Source organism: Variovorax sp. GW821-FHT09D05, assembly GCF_059416325.1.
On sequence record NZ_JBWKOZ010000002.1, the window covers coordinates 293,939 to 311,943 of the forward strand.

The following is an 18,005-nucleotide window of genomic DNA, read 5'->3' on the forward strand; positions in this document are numbered from 1 at the left end:
ACCCGCAGGAGGGCGGCGCATGGATCAGGTGAAGGCGATGCGCGCCTTTCAACGCATTGCGCAGGCGAAGAGCCTTTCGTCGGCGGCGCAGTCGCTGGGCACCACGCACTCCAGCCTGTCGCGCCAGTTGCAGGCACTGGAGGCGTCGCTCGGCGCACAACTGGTGCGGCGCGACACGCGCGGTATCACGCTGACCGAAGCGGGGCATCGCTATCTCGCCGCCTGCACGGACATCCTCTCGCGACTGGATGCGGCCCATGCCGATGCGGCGGCGGATAGCAAGGCGCCCTCGGGAACACTGAAGGTAAGCATGCCGCTCTCGATCGCGACGCTGGAGCTGCCCGACTGGCTGCCGGCCTTTCAGGCGCGGCATGCAGGCATCCGACTGGAAGTCGTTTGCACCGACCGCTTCACCAAGCTGGTCGCCGAAGGCATCGACGTCGCGCTGCGCATCAGCGCCGAGCTGGAAGATGCCTCGATGATGGCGCGGACGCTGGCGGTCTCCGACATGGTGCTGGTCGCCGCGCCACGCTATCTGGCCGAGCACGGCCTGCCCCGCACGCCGGAAGACCTGTCGCAGCACCAGTGCCTGCAGCACAACGGGCCGGAAAGCCCTGCGCACTGGACCCTCCACCTGCGCGACGGCCAACAGCAAACGCTCAAGCCGGATGCGCGCTTCGCTTGCGACACGATCACCGCGCTGTATTCGGCCGCGAAATGCGGGCTGGGCATTGCGGCGCTGACATGGCACACGGCGCGCGCCGATCTTCAGGCAGGTGCGCTGGTGCGCGTTCTGCCGGAGGTCACGCTCGGTCAGCGCACTTACGCGGCGCTCTATCCGCGCACGCGGCACGTGCAGCCCGCGGTGCGCGCCTTCATCGATTTCATGGCGACTCACTACAGATAGACAGATAGCAAGGCACCGGGTTGTCACAACCCGGGTGGGTGGCGCGTCTTCTTGAGGTCAGCGGGAATCCCCGCGTAACCCTGGAGAACTCGACATGCACAGCCTTGCACAAATAGCCCCGGCCTATGACGGCCATTGCCACGCCTTCATCGACAGGCCATCGGCATCTTTTAATAATCAAAGTACTTTCTTTGATTAATAATGGACGTCGTAATGAACAAGCAATCAAGGGCCTGGCTAGGCGCCGGCCTCGCGACATTGGTAATTGGGGGAGCCGGCTACGGGCTCGTCACGAAGCTCACGCCGGCGCATGCGGAGGGTGGCGGCAGGCCGCCGGCCAAGGTGGCGGTGGCCTCCGCGCAGAAGACTGAGGTGGCACGCTTCCTCAGCGGCATCGGCACGCTGGAGGCCAACCGGCAGGTCGAAGTGCCGGCGGAAGTGGAAGGCCGCGTCGCGAAGATTCTCTTCACGCCCGGCGGCGAAGTGCGCGCGGGGCAGCTGCTGGTGCAGCTCAACGACGCACCCGAGCAGGGCGACCTGGAGCGCCTGACGGCCCAGCGCGCCAATGCCAAGGCACTGCTCGACCGCACGCGCCGCCTGGTGCCGCAGCAGGCGGCCACGCAGGAACAGCTCGAACAGGCGCAGGCCGCCTTCGACCAGGCCAGCGGCGACCTGCGGCGCGTGCAGGCGCTGTTGGAGCAGAAGCGCATCAAGGCGCCGTTCGATGGCGTGCTCGGCATCCGCCGCGTCAACCTCGGCCAGTTCGTGCGGGCCGGCGATGCGCTGGTGTCGCTCACCGACAGCCGCACGCTGTTCGCCAACCTGACGCTGCCCGAAACCGCGCTGCCCGTGCTCAAGCGCAACCAGCAGGTGGCGCTCTCGGTCGATGCCTATCCGGGGCGCGTGTTCCAGGGACGGCTCAGCACCATCGAGCCGCAGATCGGCAGCGACACGCGCACGGTGCGCCTGCAGGCCACCATCGACAACGCCGACGGCGCCCTCACGCCGGGCATGTTCGTCAACGGCAAGGTCGCGCTGCCGGCGCGTGCCGACGCCATTACCGTGCCCGAGACGGCCATCACCTATAGCACGCACGGCGACTCGGTCTTCGTGGTGCGGCCCGCCGAGAAGGGTGACGGCTTCACCGCGCAGCAGGTGTTCGTGAAAGCCGGCGAGCGGCAGGACGGCCTGGTCGTCATCGAGAAGGGCCTGATGCCCGGCGACAAAGTCGTCACCTCCGGCCAGCTGCGCCTGTACACCGGCGCCGCCGTGATGCCGACTGCAAAAGACACGCTGGCCGTCGCGCAGGAATCGAAGTCATGAAGTTCACCGACCTCTTCGTGCGCCGGCCCGTGCTGGCGCTGGTGGTGAGCACGCTCATCCTGCTGCTCGGCGCGCGTGCGCTGGGCGACCTGCCGGTGCGGCAGTACCCGCTGACCGAGAGCACCACGCTCACCATCACCACGCAGTACCCCGGCGCCTCGCCGGAGCTGATGCAGGGCTTCGTCACGCAGCCGATCGCGCAGGCGGTGGCGACCATCGAGAACGTCGACTACCTCTCGTCGTCTTCCACGCTGGGCCGCAGCGTGATCAGCGTGCGCATGAAGCTCAACGCCGATGCCAACCAGGCGCTCACGCAAGCCATGGCTCAGGTCAGCCAGGTGAAGTACCGGTTGCCGGCCGAGGCCTTCGACCCGGTCATCCTCAAATCGTCGGGCGAGGCAACGGCCGTGGCCTACGTCGGCTTCTCCAGCAAGACGATGCCGATGCCGGCGCTCACCGACTACCTCTCGCGCGTGGTGCAGCCGCAGTTCGCGTCCATCACCGGTGTATCGGGCGTCGAGGTGTCGGGCGGGCAGACGCTCGCCATGCGCGTGTGGCTCGACCCTAACCGCATGGCCGCGCGCGGCATCTCGGCCGGCGAACTGGCCGACGCGCTGCGCCAGAACAACGTGCAGGCCGCACCCGGCCAGGTGAAGGGCCTGTACGTGGTGTCGAACATCCGCGTGAACACCGACCTGGTGAACGTGGCCGAGTTCCGCGACATGGTGATCAAGCGAGACGGCGACACCATCGTGCGCCTGGGCGACGTGGCCACGGTGGAGCTGGGCGCTGCGAGCGCCGACAGCAGCGCGACGATGGACGGCGTGCCCGCCATCTACCTCGGCCTGCAGGCGGCGCCCAACGGCAACCCGCTGGTGATCGTGAAGCGCATCCGCGAGCTGCTGCCCGGCATCAAGCAGAACCTGCCGCCGGGCGTTGAAGTGCAGTTGCCCTTCGAGCTGGCGCGCTTCATCGAGGCTTCCATCGACGAGGTACGGCACACGCTGCTCGAAGCCATCGCCATCGTGGTGATCGTGATCTTCCTGTGCCTGGGCTCGATCCGCGCGGTGCTCATTCCGGTGGTGACGATTCCGCTGTCGATGCTGGGCGCCGCCGCGCTGATGCTGCTGTTCGGCTTCAGCATCAACCTGCTGACGCTGCTGGCGATGGTGCTGGCCATCGGGCTGGTGGTGGACGACGCCATCGTGGTGGTGGAGAACGTGCACCGCCACATAGAAGAAGGCAAGTCGCGCGTGCAGGCCGCATTGATCGGCGCGCGCGAAGTGGCCGGCCCGGTGATCGCGATGACGCTCACGCTCGCCGCGGTGTACGCGCCCATCGGGCTCATGGGCGGGCTCACCGGTTCGCTCTTCAAGGAGTTCGCCTTCACGCTGGCGGGTGCGGTGGTGGTGTCGGGCGTGATCGCGCTCACGTTGTCGCCGGTGATGAGCTCGTTCCTGCTGCCGCAGGACACCGCAGGCAGCCGCATGGCGCGCGCTGCCGAGGCCTTCTTCCACCGGCTCGCCACGGGCTATGGCCGGCTGCTCGACGTGTCGCTGCACCACCGCTGGGTGACCGGCGCGTTCGCGGCGCTGGTGCTGGTGAGCCTGCCCTTCCTCTACAACGCGGCGCAGCGCGAGCTGGCCCCGGGTGAAGACCAGGCCATGGTGCTCACGGCCATCAAGTCGCCGCAGCACGCGAACATCGACTACGTCGAGAAGTTCGGCAAGAAGTGGGACGAGGTGTTCGCCACGCTGCCCGAGAACACCGGCCGCTGGCTCATCAACGGCTCGGACGGCGTGTCGAACAGCATCGGCGGCGTGCAGCTGTCCGACTGGAAAGACCGCAAGCGCAACGCCGACCAGATCCAGGGCGACACGCAGGGCCGCATGAATGACGTGGAAGGCAGCAGCGTCTTCGCGTTCCAGCTGCCCTCGCTGCCGGGCTCTACCGGCGGGCTGCCGGTGCAGATGGTCATTCGCAGCGCGGGCGACCATCGCACCGTGTTCGAGGCGATGGAAGCGCTGAAGAAGTCGGCGCGCGACAGCGGCAAGTTCGCCGTGGTCGACAGCGACCTGGAATTCAACAACCCCACGGTCGAGATCCGCGTGGATCGCGCCAAGGCCAACAGCATGGGCGTGACGATGAAGTCCATCGGCGACACGCTGGCGGTGCTGGTGGGCGAGAACTACGTCAACCGCTTCGGCATGGACGGCCGCTCGTATGACGTGATCCCGCAGTCGCCGCGCGAGCAGCGGCTCACGGCCGAGGCGCTGTCGCGCTACTTCGTGAAGAGCGCCAGCGGCCAGCCCGTGCCGCTGGCCAACCTGGTGCAGCTGTCGACCAGCGTGGGGCCCAACAAGCTCACGCAGTTCAACCAGCTCAACGCGTCTACCTTCCAGGCCATTCCGATGCCGGGCGTGACCATGGGCGACGCGGTGGCCTTCCTGAGCGAAGAGGCGAAGAAGCTGCCGGCCGGCTTCAGCTACGACTGGCAGTCGGACGCGCGGCAGTTCACGCAGGAGGGCTCGGCGCTGGTGATGGCATTCGTGTTCGCCATCGTGGTGATCTACCTGGTGCTGGCCGCGCAGTACGAGAGCCTGCGCGACCCGCTGATCATCCTGATCAGCGTGCCGATGTCGATCTGCGGCGCGCTGGTGCCGCTGGCGCTGGGCTTCGGCACCATCAACATCTACACGCAGATCGGGCTGGTGACGCTCATCGGGCTCATCAGCAAGCACGGCATTCTGATGGTGGAGTTTGCCAACGAGATCCAGGTGCACAAGGGCTTCGACCGGCGCGCGTCGATCGAGGAGGCCGCACGCATCCGGCTGCGCCCCATTCTTATGACCACGGCTGCGATGGTGATGGGCCTTGTGCCGCTGCTGTTTGCCAGCGGCGCGGGTGCCAACAGCCGCTTCAGCATCGGCCTGGTGATCGTGGTCGGCATGCTGGTGGGCACGCTTTTCACGCTGTTCGTGCTGCCCACGATGTACACGCTGCTGGCGCGCGACCACCGCGCGGCGGGCCACTCGCAGCGCGTGGCCGAACTCGATGCGCTGGCCGAAGGAGCATGACCATGAACCGACTCTTTTCATACGCCGCTCCCTTCGCATTGGGCATGCTGGTGCTGGCCGGCTGCGCCGTCGGCCCGGACTACAAGGCGCCGGCCGACGCACCCGTTGCCATCACTGCGCCCGAGCGCTCGCTGTTCGCCGACGACGCGGTGCAGCGCGACTGGTGGCGCCAGCTCGACGATCCACAGCTCGATGCACTGATCGACCGCGCACTGGCCGAGAACCACGACATCCGCATCGCGCAGGCCCGGCTGCTCGAAGCGCGCGCTACGCAGACCGAGGCGGAGCTCGACCGGCTGCCGGTCGTGACCGCCGGTGCGAGCAAGACGCGCAGCATTGCACAGGGCAACAACGCCACGCAGCCCGACGTGCGTTCGCTGTCGCAGAGCAGCCGCGCGGGCTTCGACGCCTCGTGGGAAATCGACCTGTTCGGCCGCCTGAAGCGGCTCGACGAGGCAGCGACCGCGCGCACCGAGGCCAGCGCCGCCGACCTCGAACAGGTGCGCATCGTTGCCGTGGCCGAGCTGGCGCGCAACTACTACGAGATGCGCGGCGCCGAGCAGCGCATTGCCGTGACGCGCAGCACGCTCGACAGCCTGCGCCAGAGCCTGCGCGTGACCGAGGCGCAGGTGCAGACCGGCCGCGGCCTCGAAGGCGATCTGGCAAGCGCGCAGGCCAACCTGGCGACCACCGAAAGCCAGCTGCCCGCGCTCGAAACCACACGCCGACAGTCGGCCTACCGCGTCGCGGTGCTGGCCGGCCTGCGCCCCGGCGAGCTGGAGCCGATGCTGCAGCCGCGCCAGCTGCGCGTGCTCGACAAGCGCCTGCCCATCGGCGACCTGGCCGACCTGCTGCGCCGCCGGCCCGACGTGCTGCGCGCCGAGCGTGGGCTCGCGGCCAGCACGGCCGACGTGGGTGCGGTCACGGCCGAGCTGTATCCGCGCTTCGACATCGGCGGCTTCCTGGGCTTCGTCGCGCTGCGGGGCTCCGACCTGGGCAGTTCGCCGAGCCGCGCCTTCAGCGTGACGCCGGGCGTGAGCTGGCCGGCTCTGCGGCTGGGCTCGGTGAAGGCCCGCGTGCGTGGCGCCGTGGCCCGCGCCCAAGGCGACCGCGCGCTCTACGAGCAGACCGTGCTGCGCGCCATCGAGGACGTGGAAGGCGCCCTCACCGGCTACGGTCAGAACCAGTTGCGCCTGCAGCGGCTGGTGGAAGCCTCCGCCCGCAGCGGCCGCGCCGCCGAGCTGGCCGAGGTGCGCTACCGCGAAGGGGCCGCGCCCTACCTGAGCGTGCTCGATGCGCAGCGCACCCTGCTGCGCGCGCAAGACGCGGTGGCCGAGGCTGAAACCGCCTCGTACACCAGCCTCGTCGCGCTCTACAAGGCGCTGGGCGGCGGCTGGCAAGCACCCGCCGCTGCGAAGGGAGTGCCAACCACCTGACAATGGCGCTGTTTCCTCCCTACGACCGAATCCGCCATGTCCGCCCCCGATGCCAAGCCCACCTGGATGCCGCACCAGCCGGCAGACCGCATCCTCTCGACGCTCAAGACCCGCGGCGCGCTCGGCATTCCCGACATCGCCAAGGTGCTGAATGTCACCGTGGAGGCGGTGCGCCAGCAGATGGCCAAGCTGGAAGCCGAAGGCCTGGTCGACGCCGAGAGCCGCTCCAGCGGCCGCGGCCGGCCCACGCAGATCTGGCGGCTCACCGGGGAGGGCCACAAGCGCTTTCCCGACACGCATGCCGAGATGACGGTGCAGATGATCAGCGCCGTCATCAGCGTGTTCGGCGAGAAGGGCATGGACCAGCTCATCAGCGCGCGCGAAGCCACCATGCGCACCAACTACACCGAGGCCATGCGCGGCGCGCGCAGCCTCAAGGCGCGGCTGGAGCGGCTGGCGGAAATCCGCAGCCGCGAGGGCTACATGGCCGAGTTCCGGCCCGACGAACAGGGCAAGGGTTTTCTATTCATCGAGAACCACTGCCCCATCTGCACCGCGGCGCAAGCCTGCACGGGCTTCTGCCGCAGTGAGCTGCAACTCTTCGACGAAGTGCTGGGGCCCGAAGTGAGCGTCAGCCGCGTCGAACACGTGCTGGCGGGCGCGCGAAGGTGCGCCTACCGGGTCGAACCCAAGGCGAATGCCTGACTCTGTTTTTTCAGCAACCACCACAAGGAAACCACGATGGAACACAAGCTCCCACCCCTGCCCTACGCCCTCGATGCGCTGGCACCCGAGTACTCGCAGGAAACCCTCGAATATCACTACGGCAAGCACCACAACGCCTACGTGGTGAACCTCAACAACCTGCAAAAGGGCACCGAGTTCGAGTCGCTCACGCTTGAAGAGATCATCAAGAAGTCCAGCGGCGGCATCTACAACAACGCCGCGCAAATCTGGAACCACACCTTCTTCTGGAACTGCATGAAGCCGCAGGGCGGCGGCGCTCCCACCGGCGCGCTGGCCAAGGCCATCGATGCCAAGTGGGGCAGCTACGACGCGTTCAAGGAAGCCTTCGTGAAGTCGGCCGTGGGCAACTTCGGTTCGGGCTGGACGTGGCTGGTGAAGAAGGCCGACGGCTCCGTGGACATCGTGAACACCGGCGCCGCCGGCACGCCGCTGACCACTGCAGACACCGCGCTGCTGACGGTGGACGTCTGGGAACACGCCTACTACATCGACTACCGCAACCTGCGCCCGAAGTTCGTCGAGACCTTCCTGGCCAAGCTGGTGAACTGGGACTTCGCGGCGAAGAACTTCGGCTGAAACTTCGGCTGATCGATCAGCCGTTGATCAGGTTCAGGATGTTCCCGTCCGGGTCCTTGAACCACGCGACCTTCATGTCGCCCATGACATGGAGGTCGCCCACGAGCTTCGTGTCGGGCATGTCGTAGTGCTCGAAGCGCACGCCCTTGGCCTTGAGGGCGGCGGCGAGGCGCTCGATGTCTCCGCCCACCTGCCAGGTGACGGCCGTCGCCTGGTTCGTTCCGGCGAACTGCGAGCGGTACACGTTGATTCGCGTGTTGCCGCTGCGGTAGACGATCACTTCGTCGCCCTCCGCATCGACCTGCGACAGGCCCAGCGTGTCTTCGTAGAAGCGGCGGGCCACCGCGAGGTCTTTCACCGCGAGATTGGCCACTGCGTTGATGTTTCCGAGCATGCGAGTCTCCTGGGTTTCCTTCGGGGAGGCCCGGCGTGCCATCGACGCATGCCGGGCTTGCCAAAAATACTCAACCATACGGTGCAGTATTTGCGTCGGACAGGGCCCTGTCAAGGCATCGGAAAATGGCACCCCGCAAGTCGATACGAGCCCCATCGCAAATGAAGAAATCCTTCTTACCCGGCTTCCGGCACACTGCACCCCCGGTGCAGTGACGACGGCAACGACTGCAACCCCGAATCGACCCCGACAAAGAGACAACCCATGATCCGCAGACACCTCGGCAAGCTGGCCCTCGCGCTGGCATTCCCCCTGGCCTTCACGGCCACCGCTCATGCACAGACCGCGGCCTACCCCGCCAAGCCCATCCGCATGGTCGTGCCCTTCCCGCCCGGCGGCGGCACCGACATCCTGGCGCGCCTGGTGGCCCAGAAGCTCACCGAGGTGAATCACTGGACCGTGGTGCCCGACAACCGCGCGGGTGCCGGCGGCACCATCGGCATTGCCGAGGCCGCGCGCGCCGCGCCCACGGGCTACGACATCGTGATGGGCCAGAAGGACAACATGGTCGTCGCGCCCTGGCTCTACAAGAACCTGAGCTACAACCCGGTGAAAGACCTCACCGCGGTGGCCCACGTGGCCTACACGCCGGTGGTGATCGTCACGCAGGCCAACTCCAAGTTCAAGACGCTCGACGATGTGGTGAAGGCCGCGCGCGCCGCGCCAGACACCGTCACCTACGGCTCGCCCGGCAACGGCACCACCATCCACCTGGCCGGCGAGATCTTCAACAGCGCCGCCAAGATCAAGATGCGCCACGTGCCCTACAAGGGCTCCAACGCGGCCATGATGGACGTGCTCGCGGGCAACGTCGACCTGATGGTGTCGTCGGTGCCCTCGGCCATGGCGCAGATCAAGGCGGGCAAGCTGCGCCCGCTGGCAGTCACCTCGGCCAGGCGCAGCACCTCGCTGCCCGACACGCCCACCGTGGCCGAGCTCGGCTACAAGGACTTCGACGTGAGCACCTGGTATGGCATCTTCGTGCCGGCCGGTACGCCGAAGGACGTGGTGACGCTGCTGAATGCCGATATCAACAAGCTGCTGGCCACGCCTGAAATGAAGGCGGCCATCATCGCGCAGGGCGCGGAGCCGCAGAGCATGACGCCGGAGCAGTTCGGCGCGCTGCTGAAGACCGACTACGAGAAGTGGAAGGGCATCGTGCAAGCCTCGGGCGCGACAATCGAATAAGCCTGCGCGCCGCAGAATGATGTCTCCAGAACAAGCCGCAACGACGGCATGGAGACACCGATGGTTCCTTCCCTTCCCCTGAAGACAGCCGCTCTGGCAGCGGTTGTCGCCCTCGTCCAGGGCTGCGCACAGACGCCCGCGCAGAAACCTTCCGACGCAACCGTGGCCGCCCACGTCGCGGCAGCCACGCAGGCCGCGGGCACCGACCTCGGTCCGCTGCTCACGCTATGCAAGCCCGCCCCAGCCACGCGTCCGCCGCAGGAGGAGCTCGACAAGGGCCTCCCGCTGCTCATCAACAAGCCGGCGCCACCGCCCGCCAGGGCCTTCGACAACCTGTATTTCGTGGGCGCCGACTGGGTCAGCGCCTGGGCCATCAAGACCTCCGACGGCATCATCCTCATCGATGCGCTCAACAACCAGGTGGAGGCCGCCGCGCTGATCGAAGGCGGCATGCGCAAGCTGGGCCTCGACCCGGCGCAGATCAAGTACGTGATCGTCACGCACGGCCACGGCGACCACTACGGCGGCGCGCCCTACCTCGCGCAGAAGTACCGCGCGCGCGTGGTGATGAGCGATGCCGACTGGACGATGACCGAGACGAAGCTGGAGTTCGCCACGCCCATCTGGGGCGCGCCGCCCAAGCGCGGCGCGGGCGACATCTCGGCAAAGGACGGCGACCGCGTCACCCTGGGCGACACCACCGTCACGCTGTACCTCACGCCGGGCCACACCATGGGCACGCTCTCGCCGGTGTTCGACGTGAGCGAGAACGGCAGGAAGCACCGCGCCATGCTCTGGGGCGGCACAGGCTTCAACTTCGGCAAGGACGTGCCTCGGCTGGACAGCTACATCGCGTCCACCCGGCGCATGGACTCCCTGGTGAAAGCACAAGGCATCGACGTGATGCTGTCGAACCACTCGAACGTCGACAGCTCGCAGGCCAAGATGGCGGCGATGCGGCAGCAGCCGGCCGGCGCGGCGAACCCCTTCGTGATGGGCACGCCCACGGTGGAGCGCGCATTGAACGTGATGGGCGAATGCGCGCAGGCGCAGCGCGACAGGTTCGCGATGCAGTAGTCGCAGTTCAGTCCGGCACGAACTTCGTGTTGAAGATGGCGACGTCCGACGCATCCTCGAACGTCGCCACCTGCCCCATCTTCCCGTCGCTCAGCCTGCAGGCCGAGAACAGGCTGTAGCGGCCCTTGAAGTAGAACTCGTCCATCACGATCAGAGCGTACGGGTACGGCACGAAGACCTGGTGCTCGAAGACGATGCGGTGCACGTTCCTCGGCGACGGGAAGAGCTTGTACTCGATGGTGTCGATCGACTTGGCGGTAGCCATGGCGTGCGTGTCCTTCGTTTCGATCAGGCAGGGTCGCGCACGTCGGCCACGGGGTTGTTGCCGAAGTCTTCGCGCGCCAGGTACTTGAGTACCTTGGCCGCCGCAGTGGCGGGACTGTCGAGCCGGCCGTCCTCTTTCATGCTCACGAAGCGCGTGCGGTCCGGAAACTTCTCGGCCGACGCACCGCGCAGTTGCACCTGCATGTCGGTGTCGATCACGCCGGGCGCGAGAGAGACGATGCGTGCACCGTTCGTTGCATTCGCTTCCTCGAGCGCCACGGCGCGCGAGAAGTGGTCCATGCCGGCCTTGGCCGCGCAGTAAGGCGCCTGGCTGCCCATGGCGTTGCGGCCCAGGCCCGACGAGATGTTCAGCACCTTGCGCGCGCCGCGCCATTCGCGGGTGGCGCCGAGGAAAGCCGCCGTCAGCAGCATCGGCGCTTCGAGGCCGATGCGCAGGGCCAGCGACAGCTCCGCCTCCACCGCGCTCGACAGCGGCGCGGGGTTGCCGACGGTGCCGGCGTTGTTGATGAGCGTGACGCTGTCGAAGCGTTGCGCGTCGATGGTCTTGAGCCATGCCGACACGCGGGCCGATGCGGCCACGGGGTCGGACAGGTCCTGCTCCCATTGCACGAGTTCGGCGCCGGCGGCCTTGGCTACTTCGGCAAGCGCCGGATCCTGCATGCGCGAGATGCCCAGCACCGTGTGGCCGGCCTGCAGCAGCTGTTCGGCCATGGCACGGCCCAGGCCACGCGAGGCGCCGGTGATGAGGGTGAGGTGGGAAGCGGTCATCAGGAAGCTCTTTCTTGAACGAAGGCGGGGAGGTTAAGCGGTATCGAGAGGCCTTGGTGCTCAGCCGGTACGGAACTGCTTGCGCAGGAAGTTGCGGTGGCGGGCGATGTGCTGCAGCTGCGCAGGCGCGATGGTGCCGTCGAGGTCGACCTCGTCTGCGCCGTTGAGCACCGCATTGGCATTGGCCATGGCGCGCGCGACGACTTCTTCCTCGCTCACACCGAGCTGCGCTGCGAGGTCGAGCGCCACGCGTCGCATCGCGCGTTGCGAGAGCATCCACATCGCGCCGAAGCGGTCCCACGCGAGCGCGGCCTCTTCGGACTTCTCGCGGTCGGCAAGAATTTCGCTGAGCGGCTTGGCCAGTATTTCGTTGAGCGCATCGAGCTTCTCGTTCAACGCCTCGTTGCGTTCGATGGCCTCCTGCAGCGTCGGGCCGGCGTCCTCGGCCTTCGTCTTCGGCGCCTCGGGCGGTGCGATGAAGGCGGCTTCCGCATTCGCGGGCACCACCTGGAGCTGGTCTTTGAGGGTCATGTGTTTTCCGTTTCCGCCGAGGCGTTCTTCCTGTTCGACATCGCCGTCGCGCGCAGGCCCGGCAGGTCGAGCACGCGCAGCCCACCGTACTCCACGCGGATCAGGCCCTGCGCCGAAAGGCCGTTCAGTGCCTCGTTCACGCGCTGGCGCGAGAGGCCGACCAGGTAGGCCAGCTCCTGCTGCGTGATGCGCAAGACTTCGCCCACGCCCGGGTACAGCACCGGGTTGAACAGCGACACCAGGTTGCGCGCCACGCGCGCGTCGGGGTTGTTGAGCCGGTCGATCTCCAGCGCCGCGATGAACTGGCCCAGCCGTTCATTCAGCTGGTTCATCACGAAGCGGTTGAAGCCGATGGAGTGGTCGAGCAGCCAGTGGAAGCTTTCGATCGGCAGCCCCGCCACCAGGCTGCGCCGCAGCGCCTGGATGTTGTAGCGGTAGGGCTCGCGCTTCATCACCGTGCCTTCGCCGAACCAGCCGCCGGGCGGCACGCCGGTGTAGGTGACCGAGCCGCCGTCGGCGTTGTCGTTGCTCATCTTGAGCAGCCCCTCGACCACGCCGAACCAGTAGGTCGGCGAGCGGCCGACGCGGCACACCAGGTCGCCGGGCTCGGCCTCGCCCACCACCAGCGCGGCTTCGGCGCGGCGGCGCTCGGCTGGCGTGAGCGTGGGCAGCCAGGGGATGCCTTCGAGCTCAGCGGCATTGGCGGGACGCACGCGATCCTTGATCGAACCGCCGAGCACGTTGTGGTTGAGATTGCCGTGAGGCATCGGGAAACTCCGGGGAGTAGTGTCCCTAGGATTGTCGTTGGAACGACAACCGGGCGTCAAAGTGAGACCTACGATCCGCCCACTGTGCAAACAACCGCCCCCACCTTCCCCCGTCTGCTGCTCGCGCATGCCGACGCCCAACCCGAGGCGCCCGCCGTGCGCGAGAAGGATCTCGGCATCTGGCAAACCTGGACCTGGAACGCCGTGGCGCAGGAAGTGCGCGAAATGGCCTGCGGTCTCGCGAGCCTCGGCTTCAAGCCCTTCGACAACCTGGCCATCGTCGGCGCCAACCGGCCGCACCTGTACATGGCGGTGGTCGCGGCGCAAAGCCTGCGCGGCGTGCCGGTGCCGCTGTATCAGGATGCGGTGGCAAGCGAGATGGTCTTCATGCTGCAGGACGCGGCCATCGACTTCGTGATCGTCGAAGACCAGGAGCAGGTCGACAAGCTGCTCGAATGCCGCGAGCTCCAGAAAGACCAGCAGCACGGCATCCGCCACATCATCTACGACGACCCCAAGGGCCTGCGCCACTACGACCAGCCGGGCCTGATGAGCTACGAGCAACTGCGCGCGCTGGGCCGCGAGTTCGACAAGGCCAACGTCGGCTACTACGACCGCGCGGTGGCCAGCGGAGAGGCTACGGATGTCGGCGTGATCCTCTACACCTCGGGCACCACCGGCCGCCCCAAGGGCGTATGCCAGACGCATGCGAGCTTCATCGCAGCCGGCCGCGGCGGCGTGCAGACCGACAAGCTCGGCCCCGGCGACAACATCATGAGCTACCTGCCGATGGCGTGGGTGGGCGACCATCTGTTCTCCGTCGCGCAGTGGCTGGTGGGCGGCTTCACGCTCAACTGCCCCGAGTCGGCCGAGACGGTGATGAACGACATGCGCGAGATCGGCCCGAGCTACTACTTCGGCCCGCCGCGCACCTTCGAAGGACTGCTCACCGCCGTGTCGATCCGCATGGAAGACGCGGCCGCGCCCAAGCGCTGGCTGTACGCGAAGTTCATGGCGCTGGCTCGGCGCGTGGGCGCGGACATCCTCAACGGCGCGCCGGTGGGCACGGGTGACCGCCTGATGTACGGCCTTGGCAATCTGCTGATCTACGGCCCGCTGCGCAACGTGCTGGGCATGAGCCGCATCCGCGTGGCCTACACGGCCGGCGCGGCCATCGGGCCCGACCTGTTCCGCTTCTACCGCTCCATCGGCGTCAACCTCAAGCAGTTCTACGGCCAGACCGAGACCTGCGCGTATGTGTGCCTGCAGCAGGACGGCAAGGTCAAGCTGCAGACCGTGGGCACGGCCGCGCCGGGCATCGAACTGAAGATCGCGGAAGACGGCGAGGTGCTGGTGCGCGGCGTGTCGGTGCTCAAGGAGTACTACAAGCGCCCCGACGCCACGGCCGAGGTGCTGGATGCGAACGGCTACTTCCACACCGGCGATGCGGGCGTGCTCGACAGCGAAGGGCACCTGCGCATCATCGACCGCGCCAAGGACGTGGGCCGTCTCGTGAGCGGCGCGATCTTTGCGCCCAACTACATCGAGAACAAGCTCAAGTTCTTCCCGCAGATCAAGGAAGCCGTGTGCTTCGGCAACGCGCGAGACGAAGTGTGCGCGGCCATCAACATCGACTACGAAGCCGTCGGCAACTGGGCCGAGCGCCGCGGTCTCGCCTACGGCGGCTACGTCGACCTGGCCGGCAAGCCCGACGTGCTGGCGCTGGTGGCCGATTGCATCGCCAAGGTCAACGCCGACCTCGCGAGCGAAGACGGCATGGGCGAGACGCAGATCGCCCGCTTCCTGGTGCTGCACAAGGAGCTCGACCCCGACGACGACGAGCTGACCCGCACGCGCAAGGTGCGCCGCGGCTTCATCGCCGAGAAATACGCGGTGCTGGTGGCAGCGCTCTATGGCGGCAAGACCGAGCAGTACATCGAGACCCAGGTCAAGTTCGAGGACGGACGCACGGGGGTTGTCAGCGCCACGCTGAAGGTCGTCGAAGCGAAGACGTTTCCCATCGTGAAGGCGGCGGCATGAGCACCCGGAAGACAGGCGAGGTCATCCTCGACGTGCAGAACATCAGCTTGAGCTTCGGCGGCGTGAAGGCGCTCACGGACATCAGCTTCAACGTGCGCGAGCATGAAGTGCGCGCCATCATCGGGCCGAACGGCGCGGGCAAGAGCTCGATGCTGAACTGCATCAATGGCGTGTACTGGCCGCAGCAGGGCTCCATCACCTTCCGCGGCCAGACCTTCAAGCACATGAACTCGCGCCAGGTGGCCGAGATGGGCGTGGCGCGCACCTTCCAGAACCTGGCCCTGTTCAAGGGCATGAGCGTGCTCGACAACATCATGACGGGGCGCAACCTCAAGATGAAGAGCGGCCTGCTCGCACAAGCCCTGCGCTGGGGCCCCGCCGAGCGCGAGGAGCTGCGGCACCGCGAATTCGTCGAGCACATCATCGACTTCCTCGAGATCCAGGCACACCGCAAGACACCGGTGGGCCGCCTGCCCTACGGCCTGCAGAAGCGCGTCGACCTGGGCCGCGCGCTCGCAATGGAGCCGCAGGTGCTGCTGCTCGACGAGCCGATGGCAGGCATGAACGTGGAAGAGAAGCAGGACATGAGCCGCTTCATCCTCGACGTGAACGACGAGTTCGGCGCGACCATCGTGCTGATCGAGCACGACATGGGCGTGGTGATGGACATCTCCGACCGCGTGGTGGTGCTGGACTACGGCAAGAAGATCGGCGATGGCACCCCGGATGAAGTGCGCAACAACGAAGACGTGATCCGCGCCTACCTCGGCGTCGAGCACTGATCACGAAAGAACACGATGGGCTTTTTTCTTGAAACCCTCTTCGGCGGCCTCATGGTCGGCATGCTCTATTCGCTGATCGCCATCGGCTTCGTGCTGATCTACAAGGCCTCGGGCGTCTTCAACTTCGCGCAGGGCGCGATGGTGCTCTTCGCTGCGCTGGCCATGGCGCGCTTCTCCGAGTGGTTCCCGCTGTGGTTCGGCTTCCAGAGCCAGATCCTCGCGAACATCCTGGCATTCATCGCCGCGATGGCGGTGATGGTGGTGGTGGCCTGGCTGATCGAGCGGCTCGCGCTCAGCAAGCTGGTGAACCAGGAAGGCATCACGCTGCTGATGGCCACGCTGGGCATCGCCTACTTTCTCGACGGCGTGGGCCAGACGATCTTCGGCAACGACATCTACAAGATCGACGTGGGCATGCCCAAGGAACCGCTGATGGTGCTCGAAGGCACCTTCCAGGGCGGGCTGCTGCTGAGCCAGGAAGACCTGATCGCCGCGCTGGTGGCGGCCGGCCTCGTGGTGGTGCTGGCCATCTTCTTCCAGAAGACGGCTACGGGCCGAGCGCTGCGCGCTGTGGCCGACGACCACCAGGCCGCGCAGTCCATCGGCATTCCGCTCAAGCGCATCTGGGTGATCGTGTGGTCGGTGGCCGGCTTCTCGGCGCTGGTGGCCGGGATCATCTGGGGATCGAAGCTCGGCGTGCAGTTCTCGCTCTCGCTGGTGGCGCTGAAGGCGCTGCCGGTGGTGATCCTCGGCGGGCTCACATCGATTCCGGGCGCCATCATCGGTGGCCTGTTGATCGGCGTGGGCGAGAAGCTGTCTGAAATCTATCTCGGCCCCATGCTCGGTGGCGGCATCGAGATCTGGTTTGCCTATGTGTTGGCGTTGGTCTTCCTGCTCGTTCGGCCTCAAGGCCTGTTCGGCGAAAAAATCATCGATCGGGTCTGAGCAATGTTCTACAGAGAAAACGGTCAGTTCAAGTCGAGCTACAGGGCCGACCAGCAGATCTTTCCGATTGCGCAGGATCGCATTGCGATGCTGGTGCTGCTGCTCGTGGCGTTCGTCGTAGTGCCGCTTGGCGTGTCCGACTACTGGATGCGCGCGATCCTCACGCCCTTCCTGATCCTGTCGCTCGCGGCGCTGGGCCTCAACATCCTGGTTGGCTATTGCGGCCAGATCTCGCTGGGCACGGGCGCCTTCATGGCGGTGGGCGCATATGCGGCCTACAACTTCCAGGTGCGCATCGACGGCATGCCGCTGATCGCATCGCTGCTGCTGGGCGGCCTGTGCGCGACGGTGATCGGTGTGCTGTTCGGCATTCCGAGCCTGCGCATAAAGGGGCTGTACCTTGCTGTGGCCACGCTGGCGGCGCAGTTCTTTACCGACTGGGCCTTCCTGCGCATCCAGTGGTTCACCAATAATTCTTCGTCGGGCTCGGTGAGCGTGGCGGGGCTCAACGTGTTCGGCGTGCCGATCGAATCGCCGGTGCAGAAGTATCTGTTCTGCCTGCTCTTCGTGGTGGTGTTCGCGCTGCTGGCAAAGAACCTGGTGCGCAGCGCCATCGGCCGCGAGTGGATGGCAATGCGCGACATGGACGTGGCAGCCGCGGTGATCGGCATTCGCCCGGTGTACGCCAAGCTCACTGCCTTTGCGGTGAGCAGCTTCATCGTCGGCGTGGCCGGCGCGCTGTGGGGCTTCGTGCACCTGGGTGCGTGGGAGCCGGCGGCGTTCAGCATCGACCGCTCGTTCCAGCTGCTGTTCATGGTGATCATCGGCGGGCTCGGCTCGATCATGGGCAGCTTCTTCGGCGCCGCGTTCATCGTGCTGCTGCCGCTGTTTCTGAACCAGCTGCCGGGGTGGCTGGGCTTCTCGATTTCGACCGCGCTGGCCTCGCACCTGGAGACCATGATCTTCGGCGCGCTGATCGTGTTCTTCCTGATCGTCGAGCCGCATGGTCTTGCGCGGCTGTGGTCCACGGCCAAAGAGAAGCTGCGGCTCTGGCCCTTCCCTCACTGATTGATGAGTTCCCGTTCGTAAAAAACCCGGCACC

17 protein-coding genes are annotated in these 18,005 nt (G+C 66.7%); 12 read left to right on the forward strand and 5 right to left on the reverse strand.

Features of this window, described 5'->3' with window-relative positions; translation table 11 throughout:
* Positions 1-19 precede the first annotated feature (19 nt).
* The 6 genes from AC07O3_RS05965 (at position 20) to AC07O3_RS05990 (ending at position 8,066) form a co-directional block, all read left to right on the forward strand.
* Positions 20-907, forward strand: a complete 888-nt coding sequence (locus tag AC07O3_RS05965) for a LysR family transcriptional regulator (protein WP_495338831.1) — start codon at positions 20-22, stop codon at positions 905-907.
* A gap of 213 nt (positions 908-1,120) precedes the next feature.
* Positions 1,121-2,230, forward strand: a complete 1,110-nt coding sequence (locus AC07O3_RS05970; RefSeq protein WP_093076104.1) for an efflux RND transporter periplasmic adaptor subunit — start codon at positions 1,121-1,123, stop codon at positions 2,228-2,230.
* Positions 2,227-5,307 (forward strand): MexW/MexI family multidrug efflux RND transporter permease subunit, encoded by a 3,081-nt coding sequence (locus AC07O3_RS05975; protein WP_495338832.1) that lies wholly within the window; start codon positions 2,227-2,229, stop codon positions 5,305-5,307. Before AC07O3_RS05970 ends, AC07O3_RS05975 begins: the two co-directional genes overlap by 4 nt.
* Positions 5,304-6,743 carry an efflux transporter outer membrane subunit gene (locus AC07O3_RS05980; RefSeq protein WP_495338833.1) on the forward strand — a complete coding sequence of 480 codons (1,440 nt, stop codon included), beginning with the start codon at positions 5,304-5,306 and terminating at the stop codon, positions 6,741-6,743. Before AC07O3_RS05975 ends, AC07O3_RS05980 begins: the two co-directional genes overlap by 4 nt.
* A gap of 36 nt (positions 6,744-6,779) precedes the next feature.
* Positions 6,780-7,448 (forward strand): helix-turn-helix transcriptional regulator, encoded by a 669-nt coding sequence (locus AC07O3_RS05985; protein ID WP_495338834.1) that lies wholly within the window; start codon positions 6,780-6,782, stop codon positions 7,446-7,448.
* 36 nt (positions 7,449-7,484) lie between these two features.
* Complete coding sequence (locus tag AC07O3_RS05990) at positions 7,485-8,066, forward strand: superoxide dismutase (protein WP_495338835.1); 582 nt, start codon at positions 7,485-7,487, stop codon at positions 8,064-8,066.
* Between the two features lie 16 nt (positions 8,067-8,082).
* Here the strand turns inward: AC07O3_RS05990 and AC07O3_RS05995 are convergent, their stop codons facing one another.
* On the reverse strand, positions 8,083-8,460 hold the full coding sequence (locus AC07O3_RS05995) for a VOC family protein (protein WP_093174189.1): 378 nt from the start codon (positions 8,458-8,460) through the stop codon (positions 8,083-8,085).
* 264 nt (positions 8,461-8,724) lie between these two features.
* Between AC07O3_RS05995 and AC07O3_RS06000 the strand changes: the two genes are divergently transcribed.
* Complete coding sequence (locus AC07O3_RS06000) at positions 8,725-9,708, forward strand: Bug family tripartite tricarboxylate transporter substrate binding protein (RefSeq protein ID WP_093174191.1); 984 nt, start codon at positions 8,725-8,727, stop codon at positions 9,706-9,708.
* 60 nt (positions 9,709-9,768) lie between these two features.
* Positions 9,769-10,785, forward strand: a complete 1,017-nt coding sequence (locus tag AC07O3_RS06005; RefSeq protein ID WP_097200656.1) for an MBL fold metallo-hydrolase — start codon at positions 9,769-9,771, stop codon at positions 10,783-10,785.
* Positions 10,786-10,792: 7 nt separating this feature from the next.
* On the opposite strand, the gene AC07O3_RS06010 is transcribed toward AC07O3_RS06005, so the two are convergent.
* Genes AC07O3_RS06010 through AC07O3_RS06025 form a run of 4 tightly spaced genes read right to left on the reverse strand, consistent with a single transcriptional unit; the run spans position 10,793 to position 13,136 of the window.
* Complete coding sequence (locus tag AC07O3_RS06010; RefSeq protein WP_093059317.1) at positions 10,793-11,050, reverse strand: hypothetical protein; 258 nt, start codon at positions 11,048-11,050, stop codon at positions 10,793-10,795.
* 23 nt (positions 11,051-11,073) lie between these two features.
* Positions 11,074-11,838, reverse strand: coding sequence for an SDR family NAD(P)-dependent oxidoreductase (locus tag AC07O3_RS06015; protein WP_495338836.1), 765 nt, complete (start codon positions 11,836-11,838; stop codon positions 11,074-11,076).
* Between the two features lie 60 nt (positions 11,839-11,898).
* The gene (locus AC07O3_RS06020; RefSeq protein WP_495338837.1) at positions 11,899-12,369 is read right to left on the reverse strand and encodes a hypothetical protein; all 471 of its coding nucleotides are present in this window, start codon (positions 12,367-12,369) and stop codon (positions 11,899-11,901) included.
* The gene (locus tag AC07O3_RS06025) at positions 12,366-13,136 is read right to left on the reverse strand and encodes a Crp/Fnr family transcriptional regulator (protein WP_093059323.1); all 771 of its coding nucleotides are present in this window, start codon (positions 13,134-13,136) and stop codon (positions 12,366-12,368) included. Before AC07O3_RS06025 ends, AC07O3_RS06020 begins: the two co-directional genes overlap by 4 nt.
* 84 nt (positions 13,137-13,220) lie before the next feature.
* Between AC07O3_RS06025 and AC07O3_RS06030 the strand changes: the two genes are divergently transcribed.
* Genes AC07O3_RS06030 through AC07O3_RS06045 form a run of 4 tightly spaced genes read left to right on the forward strand, consistent with a single transcriptional unit; the run spans position 13,221 to position 17,971 of the window.
* Positions 13,221-15,176: an AMP-binding protein gene (locus tag AC07O3_RS06030; RefSeq protein ID WP_093076119.1), complete on the forward strand. Its 1,956-nt coding sequence runs from the start codon at positions 13,221-13,223 to the stop codon at positions 15,174-15,176.
* Positions 15,173-15,958 (forward strand): ABC transporter ATP-binding protein, encoded by a 786-nt coding sequence (locus tag AC07O3_RS06035; RefSeq protein WP_093076121.1) that lies wholly within the window; start codon positions 15,173-15,175, stop codon positions 15,956-15,958. The genes AC07O3_RS06030 and AC07O3_RS06035 overlap by 4 nt, the downstream gene beginning before the upstream one ends.
* Before the next feature lie 15 nt (positions 15,959-15,973).
* The gene (locus AC07O3_RS06040) at positions 15,974-16,903 is read left to right on the forward strand and encodes a branched-chain amino acid ABC transporter permease (protein WP_093059329.1); all 930 of its coding nucleotides are present in this window, start codon (positions 15,974-15,976) and stop codon (positions 16,901-16,903) included.
* A 3-nt stretch (positions 16,904-16,906) separates the two neighbouring features.
* Positions 16,907-17,971: a branched-chain amino acid ABC transporter permease gene (locus AC07O3_RS06045; protein ID WP_093059331.1), complete on the forward strand. Its 1,065-nt coding sequence runs from the start codon at positions 16,907-16,909 to the stop codon at positions 17,969-17,971.
* Positions 17,972-18,005: the final 34 nt, after the last annotated feature.